Source organism: Trujillonella humicola, from assembly GCF_046233715.1.
Taxonomy (GTDB): domain Bacteria; phylum Actinomycetota; class Actinomycetes; order Mycobacteriales; family Geodermatophilaceae; genus Trujillonella; species Trujillonella humicola.
The window spans coordinates 1-20,788 of record NZ_JBJNRJ010000021.1; the positions used below are offsets into that span (position 1 = coordinate 1).

Below are 20,788 nucleotides of genomic sequence, written 5' to 3' on the forward strand. Positions count from 1 at the left end.
AACTCCTCCGAGTACACCTTCCGCACCACGAGCCGATCATCTCGCTTCCTCCAGGCTCAGCCTGGGTTCAGCGTGTCCACTGATCGGGGTCAGGTCCCGCACGCCCGCGCTGTCTTGGCCGCACCCGGTCCGCTGCTCCTGGCGATGGCCGATAGCGCCCGGCTGACCACTCCAGGAGTCACCTCGCGGATGCAGAGCTGACCGAGGGCCGGCTTGACCTGCTTGCTGACCACCGACCGGTAGGTGCGCTGCGTGCCAGTCGACCAGCCGTGGTCGACCTCCAACCAGGCGTCGGCCAACGCCTCCACTCTGGTCGCTCCGGTGACCGCCTTGCCACGACCGAAGGCCTGGCGGTTGGTCAGCTCGGCCTTGAGCGCGCGCTCGGCAGCCGCCCGCGACCGTCCGACCTTGGTCACCATCCGGATGCGGCCGTCGTAGTCACGGAATCTGGTCCGCGCCTGCGTCTCGCCGCTGGGCTGCTCGACGAAGTAGACCCTGCCGTACGTCCCTACGGGCTGCGGGGGCCGTCCCACGGCGACACCATCCTCACCAGTTTTGGTGAGTAAATGATGCATCTATTGCGGCCAAACCGCTAGCGACGAGCGAACATGCTGGTCAAGCTCCCCCGACTGGACTTGAACCAGTAACCCTGCGATTACGCGCCAGGGTTGTCGGTAAATATTGGCCAGCGACGAAAGCGCTGGTGAATGACGAGTTTGACGTTAACCGGCGCTGACTGATACGTGGAACTTGCGGTTGATTATTCGTCGTAAGTTCGTCGCGCACGCTCGGCGCGGCCAGTCCTTGTGTTCGAGCGTGGGCACGTGGAATCCCGCGGTGGGCTGGAGAGGATGGCTGGTCCGTGATTCGCATGCGCGGTGCCAGACCAGCAGGAGCCTGCGGCGTACGCCCGAGCCGGTGCGGCCGGTCGACGTCAGTGCCGGATCCTCCCATTGCCTGCGCCTTGGTGCGCAGTCCGCCCGGCGGCGCCGGTCCCCCGGCGGAGACCGAGGCCCGGCTGTAGTTGCCGGTCGAGGCCCTGTGGGGCCAGGAGCGGCACGTCGGTGCCGTCGCCGGCCGCTCCGAAGACGCCCTGGTGTTCGGTCGTGATGGCGAGAGGAGCCTCGGCGTCGGGGACCTCGGCGGTGGTGATCGAGCCGTCGGCGACGTCGTAGGTAACCCGGAGCGTGATGGTGCCGTCGAGGCGGCCCCAGCCGCGACCGTCGTCATCGATGGCGGTCCACCACAGCGACTCGTCGGTGCAGATGGTGGTTCCGGTCTGCAGATCTACGAGGTTGCTAACTGTCACGACGTAGCGGCCGCCGGGTGATTCAGGGACCCGACGGTCGAAGCCGGTGCGGCAGGGCAGGTCGACCTGACGGCCGTCGGGGTCGTCGGCCAGTAGCCGTTGGCCGGCTGCGGTGCCCATGAGCTCGACGGGCAGGGGCGAGGGCAGGTCGGTCTCGGCGGCGTACAGCCGGCCGTCGTAAACCAGTCCCGGGTTCGGGCAGGGGTCGATGCGGCCCGTGAGCCGCGGCTCCAGTCACCCCCAGCGGCTGCATGGGGGACGTGGCGCAGCACTCGCACGAGCAACTGCTCGCCCGCGGCGGCGTTCGAGCCCACTCACGACCGCACGCAGCTCGTGCCCTTCGCCGCCCGCGCCTGCATCCGACCGCTCGCCCGGATCAGAGAAGGTCCGGTCTGTCCTGGCGGCGGTGCCGATCCAGGAAGCGACGGCGTTCTGCGGCCGCGTCGAGATCCTCGGGCGTGGTGCCTCCGAAACCACCGTGCGGCATCGCCTCGAAGACGTGCAGCTCAGCATCGACTCCTGCGTTGCGCAGCTTGCGGTGCATGCGCACGGTGTTGGACAGGAACAGGTCGCGAGTGCCTGCCTTCAAGAAGGTGGGCGGGAAGCCGGTGACGTCGGCGAACAGCGGCGACAGGTGCGGATCGGCGAGGTCCTGGCCGCCGGCGTACAGCCGGTTGACCTCGATCAGTGGCCCGAGCACGTTGTCGAACTCCAGGTTCGTGACGAAGGAGTCCCCTGACTCGGTCAGGTCCACCTCGGGCGTCTCGAGGACCAACGCCGCCGGCATGGGCAGCCCCTCCTCCTTCGCGCGGACCATGAGCGCCGCGGCGAGGTTGCCGCCGGCCGAGTTGCCGCCGACAAAGACGTCGCCGGGGTCGCGGACCTCGAGCAAGGCCCGGTAGACGGCGACACAGTCGTCCAGCCCGGCCGGGTAGGGATGCCGCGGCGGCATCCGGTAGTCGACACCCCAGGTCACCATGCCGTTGGTCATCGCCGTCACAGAGGTGAAGGCCCGACACAGGTCGCCACCGCCCATGATCAGCGCGCCACCATGTATATCCAGGTACACGGGGCCGGCCTCGTCGCGGGCGTCCTCCGTTCGGGCCACGTAGGTGCGGACACCTGCCACCTCCCGCTCCTCGACCCGCACAGGCAGGGCCGCGGCGAGGACGTACTTTCGGATGTAGGAGTCCGACCGGGCGATGTGCCGTTCCCAGCCCTCGATGTCGTCCTGCGCCGGGTACTCAGCCGAGGCACGCGGTTGGGAGAGGAACTGCCTAGCGGCGTCGCTGATACTCGTCGGCACAGCGGCCGGGGGGTACGTCGGGTCGGACATGGGGGTCTCCTGGGGTCGTGGGTATCGGCTCGCGCCAGAGGCTGCGGCATCTTCCCGGTCGGTGCGCGCATCCCGGCGACGAGCGTCTTCGGTGACAGGTGCCGCCCGCCCGGGTTCGCACAGCTGATAGCTGTGGACCCCGCTCCCGCGGGAGCGTCCCGACGACGTTTCCATAGAGGACGGGTGACTGCCGTGCGCTTGCTGCAGGAGGCGCTTCCGGCGTCAACGTCGGTGGTCGTGATCGACTCGTATGCGACCCGGCATCCGAGTGGTGCAGCAGCCCGGTGGCGGTGAAGGCGGTGTTGCCGCGGCGGCGGGTGAACAGCGCCTGCTCCAGCGCGGAGCTGACCAGCGGCGTTGTCTTCGACCGGCTGACTCGCCAGCCCAGGATGCGGCGGGAGTAGACGTCGGAGACGAAGGAGACGTAGACGAACCCGGCCAGGGTCCAGCCGTAGGTGAAGTCGGCGACCCACCACTGGTCCGGTCGGGTCGGCGACGCCCAGGCCCGGTCGCACAGGTCCGGGTGCCGCGGCGCGGTCTGATCCCGTCGGGTGGTCACCGTCCGGTGCCGGCCGCGGCGGACGCCGTCGATGCCGGCGATGGCCATCAGCCGGCCGACCTGGTCCCGGCCCCACGGATGCCCGGCGCGGCGGGCGGTGTGCCACAGCTTGCGCACCCCGTACACCCGCCGGTTGCGCCGATGGAGGTCGACAAGGGTGTTCGCGGCGTGGGCGTCGGACAGCTCCGCGGCCGAGACCGGGCAGGCGACGCGCGCGTAGTAGGTGCTCGGGGCGATCTGGGAGGCCGTGCTCGCTGAGCACGCGGCAGATCGGCTCGACCCCGAAGCGGTCCTTGTGCGCGTCGATGTAGTCGATGACTACCTGAGTCGGCGGTCGAGCTCCGCCGAGGCGAAAAACGCCGAGGCGGTCTCGAGGATCTCGTTCGCCCGGCGCAGCTCGGCGACCTCCCGGCGCAGCGCCTTGAGCTTCTCCGACGCCTCGCTGGTCACCCCGGGCCGGACGCCGGAGTCGATCTCCTCGCGTTCCACCCAGTTGCGCAGCGTGGCCGGGTTGATGTCCAGCACTGCCCCCACCGCCTTGCGGGCGGTCAGCTTGGACTCACCGAGGTCGCGGAGGCGCTCGGTGTACATCCGCACGGCTCGGGCGCGGGTCTCCTCGTCGTATGTGCGGGGTGCTGGCACGGTCTCAGTCTCCTTGCGAGATCAGAGCCTCTGCCAGATCCAGGACAATTCAATCAGCTTGTCCTGCAGGTCCTCCAACGCCGCGGCCAACGCGGCCGCGGGCAACTCCTCGCGCATCGCCACCGCCCACGCCTCCAGCTGTGACCAGGTCAGCGACTCATCGAGCTCAGGCAGCTCAACGGTCAGGGCGAGGGTAGTGAGCGACACCGATAACTCCTCGGATCGAGAGGCCATCACCTCAACTCAAGATCCGAGAAGTTCAACGTTGTCCGATGCTACCGAGCGGTCAGCGCAGCTACCCTGCGGTGGCTGCACGTGGAGATGAGTGCACTACCGCAGGAGCGCGCTGCGAATCGGAGGGGAGTGCCCATGTCCGGAGGCAGGGCCGTCCGAGACCCGTGTGGGGTGCGCTAGGTGCTGACGCCCCCTCACGAGGGACACGGGCCGCGCGACGCTGCTTCCTCGGTCCCCGACCGTCCGCCGTCCTCGGTCCGCCGCACCTCGAACCTCGACCTGAGCCACCCGAACGGCCCTGCCGGCCACCTGGTGCTGAACGGAGCATCCCGCGACCTGCGAACCTCGCTCGACGGATCGGTGACCCAACTCGGCACCGCAGAGGTCGAAGCGACGGTCGAGCTGTCCGGGAGCCGCTCGATCGTGGAAATGCGCAGCCGCCCAGACCTGCCCGGAGTCAGCGACCTGGTCGGCTTCCCCGCCCTCTCGGGGTTCAGGGCCCGACTAAGCGCGGCCGCGCCCGCGGACGCGGCTGCACGGACACCCCTGCACGCGCTGCTGGACGACATCCCCGGTGCGGTCGTGATCTCCGGCTACGCATGGGTGGTCGGCCCCCCGGCGGGCGCGCCCCTGCTGGGCCACACCCCGCCGGCCGACATCTGCTCCGGTTGGCGCTCCGACGGAACGATGATGCTGGCCATCAGGCGTAGCGGCGCCATGCCACGCCTCTCCGGCCCCACGGCCCCGCCGATCATCGATGCACAGGACTCCATCGGGTGGCACGCCATGCCACCACTGACTCCCGGGCAGATGCGTCGCCGCCGGCTGATGGACGTTGCTCCCGACGGAGATCTGCTGCGTGTCGAGGCGATGTTCCGGGACAGCTACGTCGATGCGGACGGGGACGAGTCGGTGGTCCACGAGTACGGCTTGGCAGCGCGGGTGGCTGTCGATGGGCTGACGTTGGTGGCTGTGACCGCTGAACCCCGCGTGTTGCCGTGGCAGGAGTGCCCGTTGGCAGCGGCCAGCGCGTCGGCGTTGGTCGGCCGCCAGGTCGGCACCCTCGGGCAGCATGTCCGCGGCGAACTCAGCGGAACGTCGTCCTGCACTCACCTGAACGACCTGTTGCGGACGCTGGACGACGTGCCCACGCTCGCGCCGGAGCTGCTGACCACTGGCTGACCGTGCCTACGGCCATCGGACCGCGCATCGGCTGCCACCGGCCGAGGATGGGGAAGACGTTCATGGCGCAACCCGGCACCGACTCACCTCGCCGCGCCAGTTACGAGCCCCAGGAGGAATCGATCGCGGATCCTCGTGCACACGCGCTCCGCCAGCTGCGCGCGTGGGTGCGACACGGAAGCCAGCGAGCCGGAGCGGATATGAAACAGCACGGGACGGGCCGGACGCTGACCGGATCGCTGGCGCCAACTCGCCGGGGCGAGGGCGCTGGTGGTCGGCAGTCGGCGTGCCCGCGCTCCCACGCCGCGTCCACGACGTCACGGCGTGATCCCGACCGGCGCCATGTGGCACTCTCGTCCAGCGACACCTTGTCAGATGAACGGGAGGAGTGGCGAGCTCATGAGCGGACGACTGACGGGCAAGACGGCACTCGTATCGGGGTCCACACGAGGCATCGGGCGGTCGATCGCCGAGCTGTTCGCGGCCGAGGGATGCCGCGTGGCCGTGACCGGCCGCACCGTGGACCGCGGCGAGAAGGTCGTGCAGCGCATCCGTGAGGCCGGCGGTGAGGCGGAGTTCGTGCCCCTCGACATCATGGACGAGAACAGCGTCCGGGAGGTGGTCGAGAGCGTCGCCGAGCGCTTCGGCTCGCTGACGACGCTGGTCAACAACGCGGCGCCGACAGCCACTGTCGCTTCGACCGTGAAAACGGTCGCCGAACTCTCCACCGAGGAGTGGAACGCCATCCTCACCGGGACGCTGACCGGCAACGTCTTCTGGGCGTCGAAGTACGCTTGGCCGCACCTGGCGCGGGCGGAGGGGGCGTCGATCGTCAACATCTCGTCAGGTCAGTCGGTTGCGGGCTACCGCGGGTTCGGCGCCTACGGGGCGGCGAAGGGGGCGGTCAACAGCCTGACCCGCACCCTCGCGGTGGAAGGAGCCCCCGACGGCATCCGGGCCAACACGATCCTGGTCGGTCGCGTCGTCTCCGGTCGCGGCGACTCCGGGCAGCACACCGGCGGCGGGCGACTGACCCGCATCGGCAACCCGATGGACATCGCGCACGCCGCGCTCTACCTCGCCTCGGACGAGGCGGAGTTCATCACCGGCTCGGAGCTCACTGCCGACGGGGGGTTCTCGATCAACGGGGACGCGATCTCCGGCGAGGGCTAGTTCGGCAATCGGTGACACGCTGTCAGAATTATGTGAGGATCTCCTGGCCCGGCGCGGTGTGCCGCAGGTCCGACCACCGTGCCGCTGCGGCCCCTCTCACCCGGCGAAGGACGCTCCGATGACTGTCGACACCAAGACCGCGAACGCCCTGATGGCCGGACTCCGACCCTTTCCGGTGGCGATCACGACCATCTCGCAGGGCCGCACCAACGGTCTCATGTCCCTGTCGGCCGGATCGGCCGGGATCATCGACGAGGCCCCCCGCTTCCAGTTCGGGCTGACGAAGTACAACTTCACGCACGACCTCGTGCTCGAGTCCGGTGTCGCCGCGATGCATTTCCTGGCCGCCGAGGAGTCCCTGCTCGAGGCGTCCCTGGCGATCCTGATGGGCCTCGGCGGCAGCTCGGGCCGGGACGGCGACAAGATGGCGCAGTTCCGCACCAAGGAGGGCGTCACCGGCGTCCCGATCCTGCTCGACGCGCTCGGCTACGTCGAGGGCCGGGTCGTGCACTCCGTCGACAACGACGAGAACACGGTCTTCATCTGCGACGTCGTCGCCTCGGAGAAGCTGGCCGGCGGCCCGAAGCTGGACATCGGGAAGGCGTGGAGCCGGCTGCCGTCGACCTGGACCGAGCAGTACGAGCGCAACCACATCCACCAGACGAACGACGCCCGTCGCCGCCGGGGCCTGCCGCTGCTCGACGCTCACTGAGGGTCGAGCAGCGGCGCCCGAGCCGTTCCCTCACGCCAGGGTGACCTCCGCGGTGGCGTGTCCGGCCTCCCGCGCCGTAGCGACCCGGACGTCGACGACGTCGGGGTCGGACTCCCGGAACGACCCGTCGACCACGAACTCCTCGTGGACGAACACCGGCGCGCGCAGTCGGTACTGCACGATGCGGACGGCGCGCGGGGTGGCCCGCCGCACGCCCTCGACCATGAGCAGCGCCAGCAGGGGGCCGTGGACCACGAGCCCCGGATAGCCCTCGACGTCGCGCGCGTACGGGGCGTCGTAGTGGATGCGGTGGGAGTTGGCGGTGAGGGCGCTGAACCGGAAGAGCAGCACCTCGTCGGCCCGCCACGCGCAGCTCACGGGGTGCCCAGTTTGCGGCGCCGGCTCCTCCGTCGGCCGGGCGTGCAGCCGCTGCGGTGACTCCCCCGACCGGTAGGCGACGTCGACGTCGTCCACCACGCGGAGCCGACCGTCCTGGCTGATCCGGGTCCGGACCTTCACGAAGGCCACCTCCCCCGAACGCCCCGACACCCGGCGCACGTCGACCACCTCGACGTGGCGCTGCATCTCCCGGCCGACCAGGAGCGGCTCGTGGACGACGACGGATCCGCCGGCCCACATCCGGCGCCGGTCGGGGATCGGGGGCAGCAGGCCGCCCTCCCGCGGGTGCCCGTCCTCCCCCACGTTGCTCCGCACCGGCCAGTCGGCGAAGGACAGCCAGTGCCACAGCGGAGGCAGCTCGTCTCCCTCCCCCGCGGCCGGCGCGGCATGGTCGAGGGCGCGGGACAGGGCGGCGACCGGACCCGGGTCGAGGCGCGCCGCGTCCTCGACCGGTGTGGGATGCCAGTCCGCCAGGGAGGCGAAGGGATCGGTCCCGACGGACGCGTGCGGTGCGTCGGTCATGCGGCCGGACGGTCCAGCGCCTTGCCGTACAGCTCGATCTCCCGGATGCAGTCGTCGAAGGAACGGGCGTTCGACTCGATCGACACCCAGGTGGCCCCGGCCTCGGCGTAGGACGCGAAGCCGGCGTTGAGGATCTCGACGTTGCGCTCGGGCTCCCGCCCCATGTGCGGGCTGTAGCAGACGTCCACCTCGGCGGGACGGCCGAACTCGACCCGCATCCGCGTGAGCTCGTCGACCCGCTCCTTCAACTGCTCGAAGGCGAGCGCCGGCGTCGAGGTCACCTTCGCCATCGCCTCGGGCTGCTCGAACGGGCACCACCCGTCGGCGTACTGCGCGACGCGGCGCAGCGCGACCTTGCCGTTGCCGCCGATCCAGATCGGCGGACCCGGCCGCTGGGCGGGACGGGGCAGCATGACGTGGCCGTGCGCGGGGAAGTAGGGGTCGTCGTATTCGAGGACCTCGCCGGTCCACGCGGCCTGCATGGCTTTCATCGCGGCGTCGAAGCGCGGACCGCGGTCGTCGAACTCGGCGCCGAGGACGTCGAACTCCGCCTTCTGGTAGCCGGCCCCCATGCCCACGGTCAGCCGGCCGCCCGAGAGCAGGTCCAGGCTGGCGGTCGCCTTCGCCGAGACGTAGGGGTGCCGGTAGGCGGACACGAGGATGAAGGTCATCACCCGGATGCGCTGGGTCGCCGCGGCCATGAAGGCCAGCGAGACGAATGGGTCGAAGGCGTGGTGACCGCCGTTCTCCAGCCAGCCCGTCTCCGGGAACGGGTGATCGGTGGAGGACACCATGTCGAACCCGTTCTCCTCCGCGGCGACGGCGAGCTCGGCGAGGTGGTGCTCCCCCACCCAGGTCTCCCAGTGCTTCACCGCGCGGGCCGGGAACTGGAAGTTGAGCTTCATCGATCTCCTCCATTGGTCGCTGTCGTGGGTGGTGCCTCGGCCCAGGCGGCGAGCACGGCGTCCACCGTGGGGATCGCGCCCAGCAGGGGAAAGACGTGGCGGAACATGTCCTCGGCGAACTCCTGGGGCAGCCCCGCGGTCCCGTCCCGCACGGTGGCGACCCGGTAACCGAGGTTCACCGCCTCGATCGCGCAGCCGAAGACCGCTTCGTTCAGGGAGACCCCGCCGATGACGAGGGTCCGGACGTCGAGGCTGCGCAGGATGGTGTCCAGATCGGTGCCCGTGAACGCCGACATCCCGTGCCGGCGGGCGGCCACGATGTCGCCGGGTTCGGGCCCGAGCTCGGGCACGATCTCGGTCGGCGGTGTCCCCTCGAGCATGTGCCCGGGGTCCCGCAGCGTGACCGCCATGAGCGGGGTGTTGATCCGGACGCCGACGCGGCCCGGGCGGTACTGGAGGGTGGCGTGGACGACCGGGACCCCGTGCGCGCGGGCCCCCCTGGCCAGGTCGCGGAGCCGGCCGGTCACCCCGCGGTCCCGGACGGCCCGCGCCATGTCGGCCACGACGGGACCGGCGAGGTCGCCGGCGATCCCGCGCTGCATCTCCGAGATGAGCACTGCGGTCTGCGACGGCGCGACGAGATCGACGAGCTCCATGCCTCCGGCCTCTCTGCATGGGCGGGTGGGACCCGTCCGGGACGGGTGTCCTGACGGGCCCGGCCGGCGACCAGCACCACGTCCGTCTGCCGAGAGTTCTACCGCACGGACGACGGCATGAACACATTCATCCAACTGAATGGGCGGCCGGCCACACCCGGCGCACATCCCGCCGTGCCGCCGTCCCCGCGCGGTTGCCCGGCGGCGCGGACATCTGACACCGTGTGCACGGCAATTCCCCGAGGACGAGGACAGTGGGCATCTGATGCGGCAGGGTCGGCGGATGGTGGTCTGTGCGAGCCACAGCCCGGGCAAGGAGCGGGATCTCGAGCGGGTCGAGGGCGGGGACTTCCGTGCCGGCCTTGCCCGGGCGAGGGCCGCCGTGGCCGACTTCGACCCCGACTGCGTCGTGCTCTTCGGCGGCGACCACCGGCACGCGTTCACCTCGATCGTGCCCGCCTTCGCCGTCTCGCTGTCGGCGGGCATCATCGCCGAGGCGCCCCACCCGGCGGGCCGGCTCGAGGTCTCCCAGGAGCGTGCGCTGGCCCTGGCCGAGCACCTGCTGGACTCGGGCATCGACGTCGCGGTGTGCCGGGACGTCCAGCTCGACCACGCCTTCGCACACCCGATGCGCGATCTGTTCGGAGTGGTCGATGGACGGCCGGTCGTGCCCGTGGCGATCAACTGCGCCACGCCCCCCCTCCCGCGCGCGGACCGGGTGGCGGCCCTCGGCTCCGCGGTCGGGACGTTCCTCGACGGCCTCGGGGAGCGCGTCCTGGTGATCGGGACCGGCGGCCTGTCCCACTCGCCGCCGAGTCTCGAGGTCGCGACCCACGACCTCGGCGACGAGGAGCGGGCCCGCCTCATCCAGGAGGGCCGGGCGACGGCGGCGCAGAAGATCCGCCCGGCCTGGGACGAGGCGTTCCTGGAGGCGCTCGAGGCCGGGGACCGCGAGACCCTCCTCCGGCTGACCGACGACGCCCACCGGCAGGCCGGCTCGGGCGCCAACGAGGTGCGCACCTGGCTCGCCGCCTCCGCTGCCGGTGGCGGCCGGCCCCTGCACCGGCTCGTCTACCAGCCGGTCCCGGAGTGGATCACCGGGATGGCGGTCGCCGTCTCCGCGTGAGGGCGACCGCCTCCGGCTACGACGAGCGGCCCAGGCGATCCAGGGACTCGCGCACCAGGCCGACCGCCCGCATCGGGAACACCGAGGCGTACTTCTCGGGGGTCTTCCCGCTGGACACGAGGACGTCGGCGAGCCGGCTCGAGATCAGCGTCATCACCACCGCCGCCATCAGCTCGTAGTAGTCCACGTGCGGCTGGTCCGCACCACCGAGGGCCACGTACCGGGCGATCGTGCCCTCCCGGTCCGGCACACCCTCGAGCCGCTGGAGCCCCTGGGCCTCGCAGAGGAAACGCTCGAACATCAGCCACCAGCCGAGGTCGATCCCCGGCGGCCCGGTCGTCGCGGTCTCCCAGTCGAAGAGGGCCAGCACGGAGAGGTCGTCACCGAAGCTGATGTTCCCGGGACGCGCGTCTCCCCAGACGACTCCCTCGGCGGGGTCGTCCGGACGGTGGTCGAGGAGGTGCCGCAGGCCCTCGGCCAGCGTCTCGGGACCGAACCGCCGGCTGGGACCGCACCACTCGTACCAGCCCTCCAGCCGGGTGAGGTAGCGATCGAGTGCGGTCCCCTCCCCGGGCTCGGCGAGGAACTGCAGCTCGGCGGTGCGTGGCACGCGGTGCAGCGCGACGAGGGCGGCCAGCCCGTTGTCGTACAGCAGCGAGCGATCGGCCGGCGAGAGCTCGACGGTCCAGCCCCGCGCATGCCAGCTCGGGATGTCCCCCGGCACCCGGCCGTGCACCCTGACCATCACGTAGAAGGGTGCACCGAGGACGGCGTCGTCGGACTCCGTGTACAGGATCTCCGGAACGGGCACCCCAGGCGCGCCGGCGAGCGCCGCCATCGTCCGGGCCTGGCGCAGGGCGTCCGGGGCCACGAAGAGCTGGTGGTCGGACTGCTGCACCCGCACGACGAGCTCCGCGCTCCGGCGCGCCCCGTCCCGGTCGGTCCACGTCGCCGGGACGAACAGGGTCTTCCCCGAGTAGCCCGCGTCCGGCGACGTCAGGTCGCCGATCGCCACCTCGGTGCCGCCGGCGCGGCCGAGGCGCTGCTCGAGCCACGCCGCCAACGCCGTCCGGACGTCGCCCGCACCGCTTCCGACGGCACGCACCGGCGTCACCGCGGGTCCACCCTCTCGCGTCATATGCACATGCTGTCAGAATGCGAGGATGGTCACCATCGACCCGGCATCGACTCAGGCCTCCCCCGGCGAGGCACGACCCGCGGAGGGAGCACGCCTGGGCGCATACATCCTGCCGGGGCGCGTACCGGACCCCCGCCCGGCCGTGCCGCAGGCCCGCGACGCGGAAGAGGCAGGCCTGGGATCGGTCTGGCTCAGCGAGAGATGGGGCACCAAGGACCTCGGCGTCATCGCCGGAGCCGTCGGCGCGACGACCGAGCGGATCCGGATCGCGGCCGGCATCACACAGTTCCTCGTGCGCAATCCCGCGATCCTCGCCTCCCTCGCCATGACCGCGCAGGGGCTGACCGACGGGCGTTTCGTGCTCGGCTTCGGGCGGTCGGTCCCGGCGCTCTACAGAGCGCTCGGCCTCCCCGCGGTGACCAACCAGATCATGATCGACTACGCAGACATGATGCGCCGGCTGTTCCGCGGCGAGAAGGTCAGCTACGAGGGGCCCGCCGGCCGCTTCCCGGCTCTGCGGCTCGCCGACGTCCCCGACGCCCCTCCGCCCCCCATGATCCTGGCCGCCATCGGCCCGAAGACCCTCGCGCTCGCCGGCGCCCACTTCGACGGTGTCCTCCTGCACCCCTTCCTGACGCCTGAGGCCGTGGGCCGGGCCGCCGCCCAGGTCCGCGAGGGCGCGGAGCAGGCCGGCCGCGACCCGTCCTCGGTGACGGTCTGGGCGACGGTGGTCACCGCCTCGGGCCTGCCCCCGGAGGAGGAGGCAGCCGTCGTCGGCGCCCGGGCGGTGACCTACTACCAGATTCCCGGCTTCGGGGAGCAGTTGGCCGAGGCGAACGGCTGGGACACCGCCCCCCTGGCGACCTTGCGGGCCCACCCTCAACTGGCCGGCATCAAGGGCGCGGCCGACTCCGTCCGCACCCGGTCGGAACTCACCGAGGCCGCGACCGCGCTGCCGGGACACTGGGTGAGCGCCGCCTCGGCGGTCGGGTCGCCGGACGAGTGCGCGGAGCGACTCGCGGCGTACCGGGCGGCCGGCGCCGACGAGCTGCTGCTGCACGGGAGCACCCCCCGCCAACTGTGCCCGGTCGTGGCCGCCGTCAGCCGGCCCCGTCCCTGATCGATCCGCGGTCGGCTCCCCGGGCGGCTCAGCCGCCGGGCGCCCCGGTGCGGGCCGATGCCGACGCGGTGGCTCCGTTGAAGGGGCCGCGCTCGAGCACCGTGGCCGCCAGTTCGACGATCCGGTCGTCGTCGTCGCCCACGAACCGCGCGTACTCCGGCATCCGGTCGAGAACGGCCATGACCACCACGGTCGCCACACCGCGGTCGAGCGGGTACGCCCGTTCGACACGCGCGAGCACCGCACCCACGGCCGCCGCCAGGTCGGCGTTGACCTGCCGGGCCAGAGCCGTCACCCGGGCGTCCCCGGACCCTCCGTCGATGCCGGCACGGAACACGCCGAGGTACCGGCGGTAGAACGGCAGGTACCGACGGAGCCAGTCACGCAGGCCCGGCCCGAGATCCGGGCCCGGCTCGAGGACGGCCAGGTCCCGACAGAGCTCGGCGGCCCCCGACGAGCTCTCCTCGGTGAGCCGCAGCAGCAGGTCGGACTTCTCGTCGAAGTACTTGTAGAACGTCGCGCGGGCGAAACCGGCCTCGGCGACCACGTCGTCCACGCTGGTCCCGTGGTAGCCGCGCTCGGCGAACAGGCGCGCTCCCGCCTTCACCATCTCGCCGACGGTCACCGCCGCCCGGGGGCTCAGCTCCGTCGGGTGCCCGGCATCCGGCGCGACCCCGGGTGCCCCGCCCCTGTGCACCCGACCCCGTGGCGGCGGGTCCGGGAGGCCGGCAAAGGCCTCCGCCGGGGTCTCGGGGAAGAGCATCAGCTGCAGGACGACGGCCAGACCGTCCACCGCTTCGTCCGCGGGCGGCAGTCCGGTCCGCTGGTGCCTGAAGTAGTTGAAGCGGTGCACGGTGCTCGTGAGCACGAGTGCCGCTTCACCCGGATCGACGCCGGAGACGCCGCACTCGGCCAGCCGGTCGGCGATCCACCGGTTGTAGGACCCGACGAATCCGTGCACCAGGTGGCGCACACCGGTGTTCCCGGGCTCGAGATCGGCCCACTGGCCGAAGAGCGTGGCGTACTTGTCGTAGACCCAGGCCCACTCCCCGAGCCACCAGTGCAGGTTGTGGAAGCCGGCCCGGGTGGGACCGAGCGCGCCGATCCGCCGGGCCACTCGCCGCAGCGCCGCGCCGCACTCGTCCATGAGCTCGACGAAGATCTGCTCTTTGCTCTCGAAGTACTGGTAGAGCGTGGCCCGCGACGTGCCGGCCGCGCGCGCGATGCTCTCCACAGAGGTGGCCCGGAAGCCCTGCTGCTCGAAAAGCGTGAGCGCCTCGGCGACGATCCGCTCGCGGGTGCGCGCTCCACGGCTGCCCACCACCGGGCTCATCGGCCAGTAACCCTGGCGCCGCACGATGCCGCCGTCGGTCACCAGGTGCTCTTTCCTCCCGAGGGCCGGGCGCTGCTCGCCCTCCGACACCGCTGCTGGTCCACGTCCGCCAGCGTCGCCGTCGTCGCCGCCCCCGCTCGGCGGAGAGGCCCCAGAGGATACCACCGCCATGATCGCCTCCCGTCGGTGCCGCCCGCTGTGGGCCGGGCCGTCCCCCCGGTTCCCGGGGCCTGGTTGCAGTCGGGTACACAGACTGTCAGAATCGCTGTGCTTCGCCAGGTGGCGGCCCAGTCGCGGCCCGGCCGACGCGACCGACGGCGCACGCGCGACGCGGCGCGACCACGAACGGAAGAGCGACACGTGCCGGAGTACGACCACCTGTTCATCGGCGGGCGCTGGAAGCGTCCGACCACGACGGACGTCATCGACGTCGTCTCCCCGGCGACCGAGCTGACGCTGGGCCGTGTCCCCGATGCCTCCGCCGCCGACATCGACGCAGCCGTGGCCGCTGCCCGGGAGGCCGTCGACAGCGGGCCCTGGTCCCAGCTGCCGGTGGACGAGCGGATCGACGCGGTCGCCCGGCTCGCCAAGGCCCTCCGCGGGCTGAGCGAGGAGCTGGCCCGGACGGTCAGCGCCGAGGTCGGCTCGCCCGTGCGGTGGGCGCGGGGCGCCCAGATCGCCACCGCGCTCGGCGTGCTCCGCGCCTACCGGACGATCGGCGCGGACTTCCCGTGGGAGGAGGAACGCCGCGGGCTGCTCGGCAACCCCGTCCAGGTCCGGCAGGTCCCCGTCGGCGTCGTCGCGGCGATCGTGCCGTGGAACGCGCCGCTCTTCACGGCCGCGCTCAAGATCGCCCCCGCGCTGATCGCCGGCTGCACCGTGGTGCTCAAGCCCTCCCCCGATGCCCCGATGGCCGTCCTCGCGCTCGCCGACGCCGCACAGGAGGCCGGCCTGCCCCCGGGGGTCCTCAACATCGTCCCGGCCGGCGCCGCGGCCAGCGAGCACCTCGTGTCGCACCCGGGTGTCGACAAGGTCAGCTTCACCGGCTCCACGGCGGTCGGACGGCGGATCGGCGAGCTGTGCGGTCGCGACGTCCGCCGGGTCACCCTCGAGCTCGGCGGCAAGGCCGCCGCCCTGCTGCTCGACGACGTCGTCGTCGACGACGCGCTCGCCGCGGCGCTGGTCCACGGCGCGATGGACGGCAGCGGACAGATCTGCATGGCGCAGTCCCGCGTGCTCGTCCCCCGGTCCCGCTACGCCGAGACGGTCGAGGCGCTCGCCGGGGCCACGGCGGCGCTCCGGGTCGGCGACCCGGCCGACGAGGCGACCGACATCGGGCCGGTGATCTCCGCCGGCGCCCGCTCGCGCATCGAGCAGGCCGTCGAGGGCGCCGTCGCCGGGGGTGCCCGCCTGGTCAGTGGTGGGCGCCGGCCGGCCGACCTGGACACCGGCTGGTTCGTGGCCCCGACGCTGCTGGCCGACGTCGCACCCGACGCACCGGTGGCGCAGGAGGAGGTGTTCGGGCCCGTGGCCGTCGTCCTCCCCTACGACAGCGAGGACGACGCCGTGGCGATCGCCAACGGCACCGACTACGGCCTCTCCGGCAGCGTGTGGACCGCGGACCCGGTCCGCGGGGCCGCCGTCGCGCGGCGCTTCGCCGCCGGTTCCGTCGCGGTCAACTCGGCCGCTCCGGTCGACCTGCTCAGCCCCTTCGGCGGGGTCCGGCGCTCCGGGATCGGACGGGAGGGCGGCCCCGAGGGGCTGGCCGCCTACCTCGAGCCGCAATCGGTCGTCCTCCCGCCGGCCTGAGCCCGAACCCCGAACCTCCAGGAGGTACACCCGTGCAGACGATGGCAGCGGTCCTGTGGGACCGCGACGACCCGACGTGGTCCGTGGAGCCGATCGAGCTCGACCCGCCCGGCCCCGAGGAGGTGCTGGTCGAGCTGCACGCCTCGGGCATGTGCCACTCCGACGAGCACCTGATCACCGGCGACATGCCCTTCCACCTGCCGTGCATCGGCGGGCACGAGGGAGCCGGGATCGTGCAAGCGGTCGGCGAGAGGGTCTCCTCGGTGTCCCCCGGTGACCACGTCGTCTTCGGGTTCATGCCCTCGTGCGGTCGCTGCCCCTCGTGCGCCAGCGGCCACCAGAGCCTCTGCGACCTCGGCGCCCGGCTCTACACCGGGCGGCAGATCGCCGACGGCACGGCCCGGCACCACGCCCGCGGCCAGGACCTCGCGACCTCGTGCCTGGTCGGCTCCTACGCCCACCACACCGTCGTCCACGAGGCGAGCACCATCAAGATCGACCCGAACGTGCCGCTGGACCGCGCGTGCCTGCTCGGCTGCGGCTTCGTCACCGGGTGGGGCTCGGCTGTCTACGCCGCCGACATCCGTCCCGGCGACACCGTCGCCGTGGCCGGCGTCGGCGGGATCGGCGCCGCCGCCATCCAGGGCGCCAAGCTGGCCGGCGCGCGGGTGATCGTGGCGATCGATCCCGCCACCACCAAGAAGGAGACGGCCCTGGCCATGGGCGCCACCCACGTGGCCAGCTCCTGGAGCGAGGCGCCCTCGGTCGTGGCCGACGCGACGTGGCAGCGCGGCGTGGACCGCTTCGTGTGCACGATGGGCCGCGGCGACGGCACGCTCATGCACAAGATCCTCGGGATGACGGCCAAGCGCGGCCGGGTGGTCGTCACCAACATCCACCCGATCGCCGAGCGCTCGATCAACGTCAGCATGATGGACCTGACCCTGAACGAGAAGCAGATCGTCGGGTCGCTGTACGGCTCGGCCAACCCGCGGGCCGACATCCCCAAGCTGCTTGAACTGTGGTCGTCGGGGCTCGTGGACCTCGACGCGGTCGTGTCGAACACCTACCCGCTCGAGGGCATCAACGACGGCTTCGCCGACATGCGGAGCGGCAACTTCCTGCGCGGGGTGCTGCGGTACCCCGCCGCGGGTTGAGAGGGGACGCAATGACCAGCACGGAGAACCCGCCCGTCCGGAGGCTCGACGACCTCTCGTGGTGGACGCAGCCGGTCGCCGACCGCGACGCGTACTTCGCCCGGCTGCGCGCCGAGGACCCCCGCCCGTTCGTACCGCCCAGGCGGGAGCCGGGCAGCCCGCGGCACGACGGCTTCTGGGCGCTCCTCACCTACGAGGACGTCCGGGAGGTCAGCCGGCGCGAGGAGGACTTCTGCTCGGGCCAGGGGACGCAGATCTTCGACCAGCCGCCCCGGCTGCGGGAGTACCGCGGGTCGATCATCGACATGGACAACCCCGAGCACGTGCGGCTGCGCAAGATCGTCAACCGCGGCTTCACGCCCAAGTCGCTGGAGAAGCTGCGCGAGGACGTCCGGCGGATCGCCCGCGACCTCATCGCCTCGGTGGCCGAGCGCGGCGAGTGCGACTTCGTCACCGACGTGGCCGGTCCCCTGCCGCTGCGCATCGTCAACGACATGCTCGGCATCCCGGACGAGTACGAGAAGTACATCTTCGACCAGACCAACATCATCATGGGCGCCAGCGACCCGGAGTACATCCCCGACCAGAGCCCGCGCTCGGTGGCCGCCGCGGTCGAGGCCGCCGGAGAGGGTCTGGCCGAGCTGCTGTCCCACCTGGCCGAGGACCGGATCGCCTCGCCGCGCGACGACCTGATCAGCAAGCTCGTGGCCGCGCAGGGCGAGGAGGTCCTCACCCCCGGGGAGATGGCGCGCTTCTTCATCCTGCTCGTCGGCGCCGGCAACGAGACCACCCGCAACGCCATCTCCCACGGGTTGCTGGCCCTGACCCGCTACCCCGACCAGCGGGAGCTGTGGCGCAGCGACCTGGAGGCGCACACCGCCCCGGCGGTCGAGGAGGTCGTGCGCTGGGCCTCCCCCGTGCTCCACTTCCGGCGCACGGTGACCCGGGACGGCGTCCGGCTCGGCGACCAGGAGTTCGCCGAGGGCGACAAGGTCGTCATGTGGTACCGCTCGGCCAACCAGGACGAGTCCGCCTTCCCGGACGGGACCCGTTTCGACATCACGCGAAAGCCCAACCCGCACGTGGGCTTCGGCGCCCCCGGGCCGCACTTCTGTCTCGGGGCGAACCTAGCCCGGCTGGAGCTGGGTGTGGTCTTCCAGGAGTTGCTCACCCTGCTGCCCGACATCCGTGCCGTGGGTGAGCCCGAGTTCCTCCGGTCCAACCTGCTGCACGGGGTCAAGCACCTGCGCGCCGAGTTCACGCCCACGTCCGTGGTGACGGCATGACCGCCGTCGAGGCCCCCGGCGTCCTGTCCGTGGACCGGGACGGCATCCGGCGGATCACCCTCAACCGGCCCGAGGCGGCCAACGCGCTGCGCCCGGAGGACCGCAACGCCCTCATCGACCTGCTCGTGGAGGCCGACGCCGATCCGGCGGTCCGGGTCGTGGTGATCGCCGCCGAGGGACGGCACTTCTGCGCCGGCGCGGACGTGCGGTCGATGGCGTCGAGCCGGGCGGGCGGCGAGGGCAAGCGCGTCGGCGACACGATGCGCAAGATCATGAACGGCGCCCAGCGGTTGATCGCCGCGGTGCTCGACTGCGGCAAGCCCGTGATCGCCGTGGTCCAGGGCCCGGCCGCGGGCATCGGCGCGCACCTCGCCTACGCCTCCGACCTCGTGGTCGCGAGCGAGGAGGCGACGTTCGTGGAGTCCTTCGTCCGCCGCGGCCTCGTCGTCGACGGTGGCGGGGCCTATCTGCTCCCCCGGCGCATCGGCATGCAGAAGGCCAAGGAGATGGTCCTGTTCGGCGACCCGCTGACGGCGCAGGAGGGCCTCGCCCTGGGGCTGGTCAACCGGGTCGTCCCGGCCGACGAGCTGGGCGGCGTGGCCGACGAGCTCGCCGCCCGGCTCGCGGCGGGACCGACGAGCGCCATCGCGCTGACCAAGCGGCTGATGAACGGGTCGCCGGACACCGACCGGGCCGGGGCCTACCTGGCCGAGGGGATGGCACAGGAGATCCAGTCGAACGCGCACGACCTGACCGAGGGGATCCGCTCCTTCGTCGAGCGTCGGCCCGCCGAATACCGCGGGCACTGAGGAGGCGCAGCGCATGACCGCACCGAGATCCGACCTGCCCACCCCCGACGCCGACAGCCAGCCCTTCTGGGACGCCGCCAAAGAGGGGCGTTTCCTCATCGCCCGCTGCGGCGCCTGTGGGCGGGCCCACCACTACCCCCGGCCGTTCTGCCCCACCTGCTGGAGCGAGGACGTCTCCTGGGAGCAGGCCAGTGGCCGGGGCACGCTCTACACGCACTCCACCGTCTACATGAACGACCTCGCACCGTTCCGCGACCGGCTGCCGTACGTGGCCGCGCTGGTGGAACTCGAGGAGGGGCCGCGGGTCATGACCAACGTCGTCGACTGCGCGCCCGAGGACCTGCGGATGGGCATGCCGCTGCGAGTGGCATTCCGCGAACTGGACGAGAACACCACGGCGCCGGTGTTCCGCCCGGCAGAACTGGAGGACGACGCATGACCCCCCTGCTCGAGGGCAAGATCGCGCTGGTCACCGGCGCCGGCCACGGCATCGGCCGCGGCCACGCCGTGGAGCTCGCCAAGCACGGCGCGACCGTGATCGTCAACGACCTGGGCAGCTCGGTGTCCGGCGAGGGTTCCGGCCGCGACGCCGACCGCGTGGTCGACGTCATCGGCGCGCGCGGCGGGAAGGCGGTGGCCGACTACGCCGACGTGGGCGATGAGGATCAGGTCGAGGCGATGGTCGGCCGGGCATTCGACGAGTTCGGCCGACTGGACATCCTGGTCAACAACGCGGGCATCGTCCGCGACAAGGCGATCTGGAACATGAGCGCCGCCGACTTCGACCTCGTGATGCGGGTGCACGTCCGCGGCACCTGGCTGGCCAGCCGCGCCGCCGCCGTGCGGTGGCGTGAGGCCGCCAAGGCCGACCCCTCCGGCCGGGTCTACGGCCGGATCATCAACACCACCTCCGGCGCAGGGCTCTGGGGCAACTTCGGCCAGACGAACTACGCCACCGCCAAGGCCGCCATCGTCGGCCTGACCCAGACCCTGAGCCTGGAGCTGGCCAGGATGGGCATCACGGTCAACGCGATCAGCCCGGGTGGCATCACCCGGCTCTCGGCCACGATGAGCGGCGCCGACGCCGTCCCCGAGCCCGACGAGCGGCCCGAGGACGAGTTCGACCCGAAGGACCCGTCGCTGTCCAGCCCGGTCGTGGCGTGGCTGGCCAGCCCCGAGGCCGCGCACGTGAGCGGGCAGGTGGTCCGCGCCATGGGCGAGCTCATCGAGCTGGCGGAGGGCTGGACGAAGGGCCCGTCCATCAGCAACGGCGGCAAGCGGTGGGACGCCACGACCCTCGGCGACCGGTTGGCGAAGGACGTGTTCCGGACGCGGGCGCCGGGCCTGCGGATGGGCGGCTGACCGAGGGGGCCGCCGCGAC

Annotated in this window: 20 protein-coding genes, 1 pseudogene and 1 other annotated feature; of the genes and pseudogenes, 11 read left to right on the forward strand and 10 right to left on the reverse strand. The window is 71.9% G+C overall.

All coding sequences use genetic code 11. The features are described from left to right. Window positions 1-89: 89 nt before the first annotated feature. The 5 genes and pseudogenes from ACK586_RS12575 to ACK586_RS12595 all read right to left on the reverse strand — a co-directional run bounded on the left by ACK586_RS12575 (window position 90) and on the right by ACK586_RS12595 (window position 4,053). Complete coding sequence (locus tag ACK586_RS12575; protein WP_409330827.1) at window positions 90-533, reverse strand: phage integrase central domain-containing protein; 444 nt, start codon at window positions 531-533, stop codon at window positions 90-92. 401 nt (window positions 534-934) lie between these two features. Then, on the reverse strand, window positions 935-1,429 hold the full coding sequence (locus ACK586_RS12580; RefSeq protein ID WP_409330828.1) for a hypothetical protein: 495 nt from the start codon (window positions 1,427-1,429) through the stop codon (window positions 935-937). A 256-nt stretch (window positions 1,430-1,685) separates the two neighbouring features. Beyond that, on the reverse strand, window positions 1,686-2,645 hold the full coding sequence (locus tag ACK586_RS12585) for an alpha/beta hydrolase (RefSeq protein ID WP_409330829.1): 960 nt from the start codon (window positions 2,643-2,645) through the stop codon (window positions 1,686-1,688). Between the two features lie 253 nt (window positions 2,646-2,898). Further along, window positions 2,899-3,846: pseudogene (locus ACK586_RS12590) on the reverse strand (IS3 family transposase); the annotation flags it as partial. Further along, window positions 3,433-3,565, reverse strand: a sequence feature (AL1L pseudoknot). (Overlaps the previous pseudogene by 133 nt.) A 21-nt stretch (window positions 3,847-3,867) precedes the next feature. Then, entirely contained in the window at window positions 3,868-4,053 is a 186-nt protein-coding gene (locus ACK586_RS12595) for a hypothetical protein (protein ID WP_409330830.1), read from the reverse strand. A gap of 207 nt (window positions 4,054-4,260) precedes the next feature. Between ACK586_RS12595 and ACK586_RS12600 the strand changes: the two genes are divergently transcribed. The 3 genes from ACK586_RS12600 (at window position 4,261) to ACK586_RS12610 (ending at window position 7,147) form a co-directional block, all read left to right on the forward strand. Further along, window positions 4,261-5,262, forward strand: a complete 1,002-nt coding sequence (locus tag ACK586_RS12600; RefSeq protein ID WP_409330831.1) for a DUF2889 domain-containing protein — start codon at window positions 4,261-4,263, stop codon at window positions 5,260-5,262. A gap of 399 nt (window positions 5,263-5,661) precedes the next feature. Next, window positions 5,662-6,435 carry an SDR family NAD(P)-dependent oxidoreductase gene (locus ACK586_RS12605; RefSeq protein WP_409330832.1) on the forward strand — a complete coding sequence of 258 codons (774 nt, stop codon included), beginning with the start codon at window positions 5,662-5,664 and terminating at the stop codon, window positions 6,433-6,435. 118 nt (window positions 6,436-6,553) lie between these two features. Further along, window positions 6,554-7,147: a flavin reductase family protein gene (locus ACK586_RS12610; protein WP_409330833.1), complete on the forward strand. Its 594-nt coding sequence runs from the start codon at window positions 6,554-6,556 to the stop codon at window positions 7,145-7,147. A 30-nt stretch (window positions 7,148-7,177) separates the two neighbouring features. Here ACK586_RS12610 and ACK586_RS12615 read toward each other — a convergent pair whose 3' ends face one another. The 3 genes from ACK586_RS12615 to ACK586_RS12625 are packed head-to-tail and all read right to left on the reverse strand — an operon-like array spanning window position 7,178 to window position 9,629. After that, a complete protein-coding gene (locus tag ACK586_RS12615; protein ID WP_409330834.1) occupies window positions 7,178-8,068 on the reverse strand; it encodes an HTD2 family dehydratase in 891 nt (296 codons plus the stop codon). Beyond that, window positions 8,065-8,973 (reverse strand): LLM class F420-dependent oxidoreductase, encoded by a 909-nt coding sequence (locus ACK586_RS12620; RefSeq protein WP_409330835.1) that lies wholly within the window; start codon window positions 8,971-8,973, stop codon window positions 8,065-8,067. The genes ACK586_RS12615 and ACK586_RS12620 overlap by 4 nt, the downstream gene beginning before the upstream one ends. Next, window positions 8,970-9,629: a cysteine hydrolase family protein gene (locus tag ACK586_RS12625; RefSeq protein WP_409330836.1), complete on the reverse strand. Its 660-nt coding sequence runs from the start codon at window positions 9,627-9,629 to the stop codon at window positions 8,970-8,972. Before ACK586_RS12625 ends, ACK586_RS12620 begins: the two co-directional genes overlap by 4 nt. Before the next feature lie 283 nt (window positions 9,630-9,912). Between ACK586_RS12625 and ACK586_RS12630 the strand changes: the two genes are divergently transcribed. After that, entirely contained in the window at window positions 9,913-10,755 is an 843-nt protein-coding gene (locus ACK586_RS12630) for a 3-carboxyethylcatechol 2,3-dioxygenase (RefSeq protein WP_409330837.1), read from the forward strand. Between the two features lie 16 nt (window positions 10,756-10,771). Here ACK586_RS12630 and ACK586_RS12635 read toward each other — a convergent pair whose 3' ends face one another. Beyond that, window positions 10,772-11,860: a phosphotransferase family protein gene (locus ACK586_RS12635; protein WP_409330838.1), complete on the reverse strand. Its 1,089-nt coding sequence runs from the start codon at window positions 11,858-11,860 to the stop codon at window positions 10,772-10,774. Between the two features lie 58 nt (window positions 11,861-11,918). Here ACK586_RS12635 and ACK586_RS12640 point away from each other — a divergent pair, with 58 nt between their 5' ends. Next, window positions 11,919-13,013, forward strand: coding sequence for a TIGR03857 family LLM class F420-dependent oxidoreductase (locus ACK586_RS12640; protein ID WP_409330839.1), 1,095 nt, complete (start codon window positions 11,919-11,921; stop codon window positions 13,011-13,013). Between the two features lie 28 nt (window positions 13,014-13,041). On the opposite strand, the gene ACK586_RS12645 is transcribed toward ACK586_RS12640, so the two are convergent. After that, window positions 13,042-14,388 (reverse strand): TetR/AcrR family transcriptional regulator, encoded by a 1,347-nt coding sequence (locus ACK586_RS12645; RefSeq protein WP_409330840.1) that lies wholly within the window; start codon window positions 14,386-14,388, stop codon window positions 13,042-13,044. Between the two features lie 318 nt (window positions 14,389-14,706). Here ACK586_RS12645 and ACK586_RS12650 point away from each other — a divergent pair, with 318 nt between their 5' ends. The 6 genes from ACK586_RS12650 to ACK586_RS12675 are packed head-to-tail and all read left to right on the forward strand — an operon-like array spanning window position 14,707 to window position 20,769. After that, the gene (locus tag ACK586_RS12650) at window positions 14,707-16,155 is read left to right on the forward strand and encodes an aldehyde dehydrogenase (RefSeq protein WP_409330841.1); all 1,449 of its coding nucleotides are present in this window, start codon (window positions 14,707-14,709) and stop codon (window positions 16,153-16,155) included. 41 nt (window positions 16,156-16,196) lie between these two features. Next, on the forward strand, window positions 16,197-17,312 hold the full coding sequence (locus tag ACK586_RS12655; protein WP_409330887.1) for an NDMA-dependent alcohol dehydrogenase: 1,116 nt from the start codon (window positions 16,197-16,199) through the stop codon (window positions 17,310-17,312). An 11-nt stretch (window positions 17,313-17,323) separates the two neighbouring features. Next, on the forward strand, window positions 17,324-18,598 hold the full coding sequence (locus tag ACK586_RS12660) for a cytochrome P450 (protein WP_409330842.1): 1,275 nt from the start codon (window positions 17,324-17,326) through the stop codon (window positions 18,596-18,598). Further along, on the forward strand, window positions 18,595-19,407 hold the full coding sequence (locus ACK586_RS12665) for an enoyl-CoA hydratase/isomerase family protein (RefSeq protein WP_409330843.1): 813 nt from the start codon (window positions 18,595-18,597) through the stop codon (window positions 19,405-19,407). The genes ACK586_RS12660 and ACK586_RS12665 overlap by 4 nt, the downstream gene beginning before the upstream one ends. 13 nt (window positions 19,408-19,420) lie before the next feature. Continuing rightward, a complete protein-coding gene (locus tag ACK586_RS12670; RefSeq protein WP_409330844.1) occupies window positions 19,421-19,846 on the forward strand; it encodes a Zn-ribbon domain-containing OB-fold protein in 426 nt (141 codons plus the stop codon). After that, complete coding sequence (locus tag ACK586_RS12675; protein WP_409330845.1) at window positions 19,843-20,769, forward strand: SDR family NAD(P)-dependent oxidoreductase; 927 nt, start codon at window positions 19,843-19,845, stop codon at window positions 20,767-20,769. The genes ACK586_RS12670 and ACK586_RS12675 overlap by 4 nt, the downstream gene beginning before the upstream one ends. Window positions 20,770-20,788 lie beyond the last annotated feature (19 nt).

Coding starts and splice junctions, on each gene's coding strand:
- ACK586_RS12665 (WP_409330843.1), top strand. CDS start 18,595: ATGACCGCCGTCGAGGCCCCCGGCGTCCTGTCCGTGGACCGGGACGGC.
- ACK586_RS12640 (WP_409330839.1), top strand. CDS start 11,919: ATGGTCACCATCGACCCGGCATCGACTCAGGCCTCCCCCGGCGAGGCA.
- ACK586_RS12625 (WP_409330836.1), bottom strand. CDS start 9,629: ATGGAGCTCGTCGATCTCGTCGCGCCGTCGCAGACCGCAGTGCTCATC.
- ACK586_RS12620 (WP_409330835.1), bottom strand. CDS start 8,973: ATGAAGCTCAACTTCCAGTTCCCGGCCCGCGCGGTGAAGCACTGGGAG.
- ACK586_RS12675 (WP_409330845.1), top strand. CDS start 19,843: ATGACCCCCCTGCTCGAGGGCAAGATCGCGCTGGTCACCGGCGCCGGC.
- ACK586_RS12660 (WP_409330842.1), top strand. CDS start 17,324: ATGACCAGCACGGAGAACCCGCCCGTCCGGAGGCTCGACGACCTCTCG.
- ACK586_RS12630 (WP_409330837.1), top strand. CDS start 9,913: ATGGTGGTCTGTGCGAGCCACAGCCCGGGCAAGGAGCGGGATCTCGAG.
- ACK586_RS12615 (WP_409330834.1), bottom strand. CDS start 8,068: ATGACCGACGCACCGCACGCGTCCGTCGGGACCGATCCCTTCGCCTCC.
- ACK586_RS12605 (WP_409330832.1), top strand. CDS start 5,662: ATGAGCGGACGACTGACGGGCAAGACGGCACTCGTATCGGGGTCCACA.
- ACK586_RS12610 (WP_409330833.1), top strand. CDS start 6,554: ATGACTGTCGACACCAAGACCGCGAACGCCCTGATGGCCGGACTCCGA.
- ACK586_RS12585 (WP_409330829.1), bottom strand. CDS start 2,645: ATGTCCGACCCGACGTACCCCCCGGCCGCTGTGCCGACGAGTATCAGC.
- ACK586_RS12655 (WP_409330887.1), top strand. CDS start 16,197: ATGGCAGCGGTCCTGTGGGACCGCGACGACCCGACGTGGTCCGTGGAG.
- ACK586_RS12580 (WP_409330828.1), bottom strand. CDS start 1,429: ATGGGCACCGCAGCCGGCCAACGGCTACTGGCCGACGACCCCGACGGC.
- ACK586_RS12670 (WP_409330844.1), top strand. CDS start 19,421: ATGACCGCACCGAGATCCGACCTGCCCACCCCCGACGCCGACAGCCAG.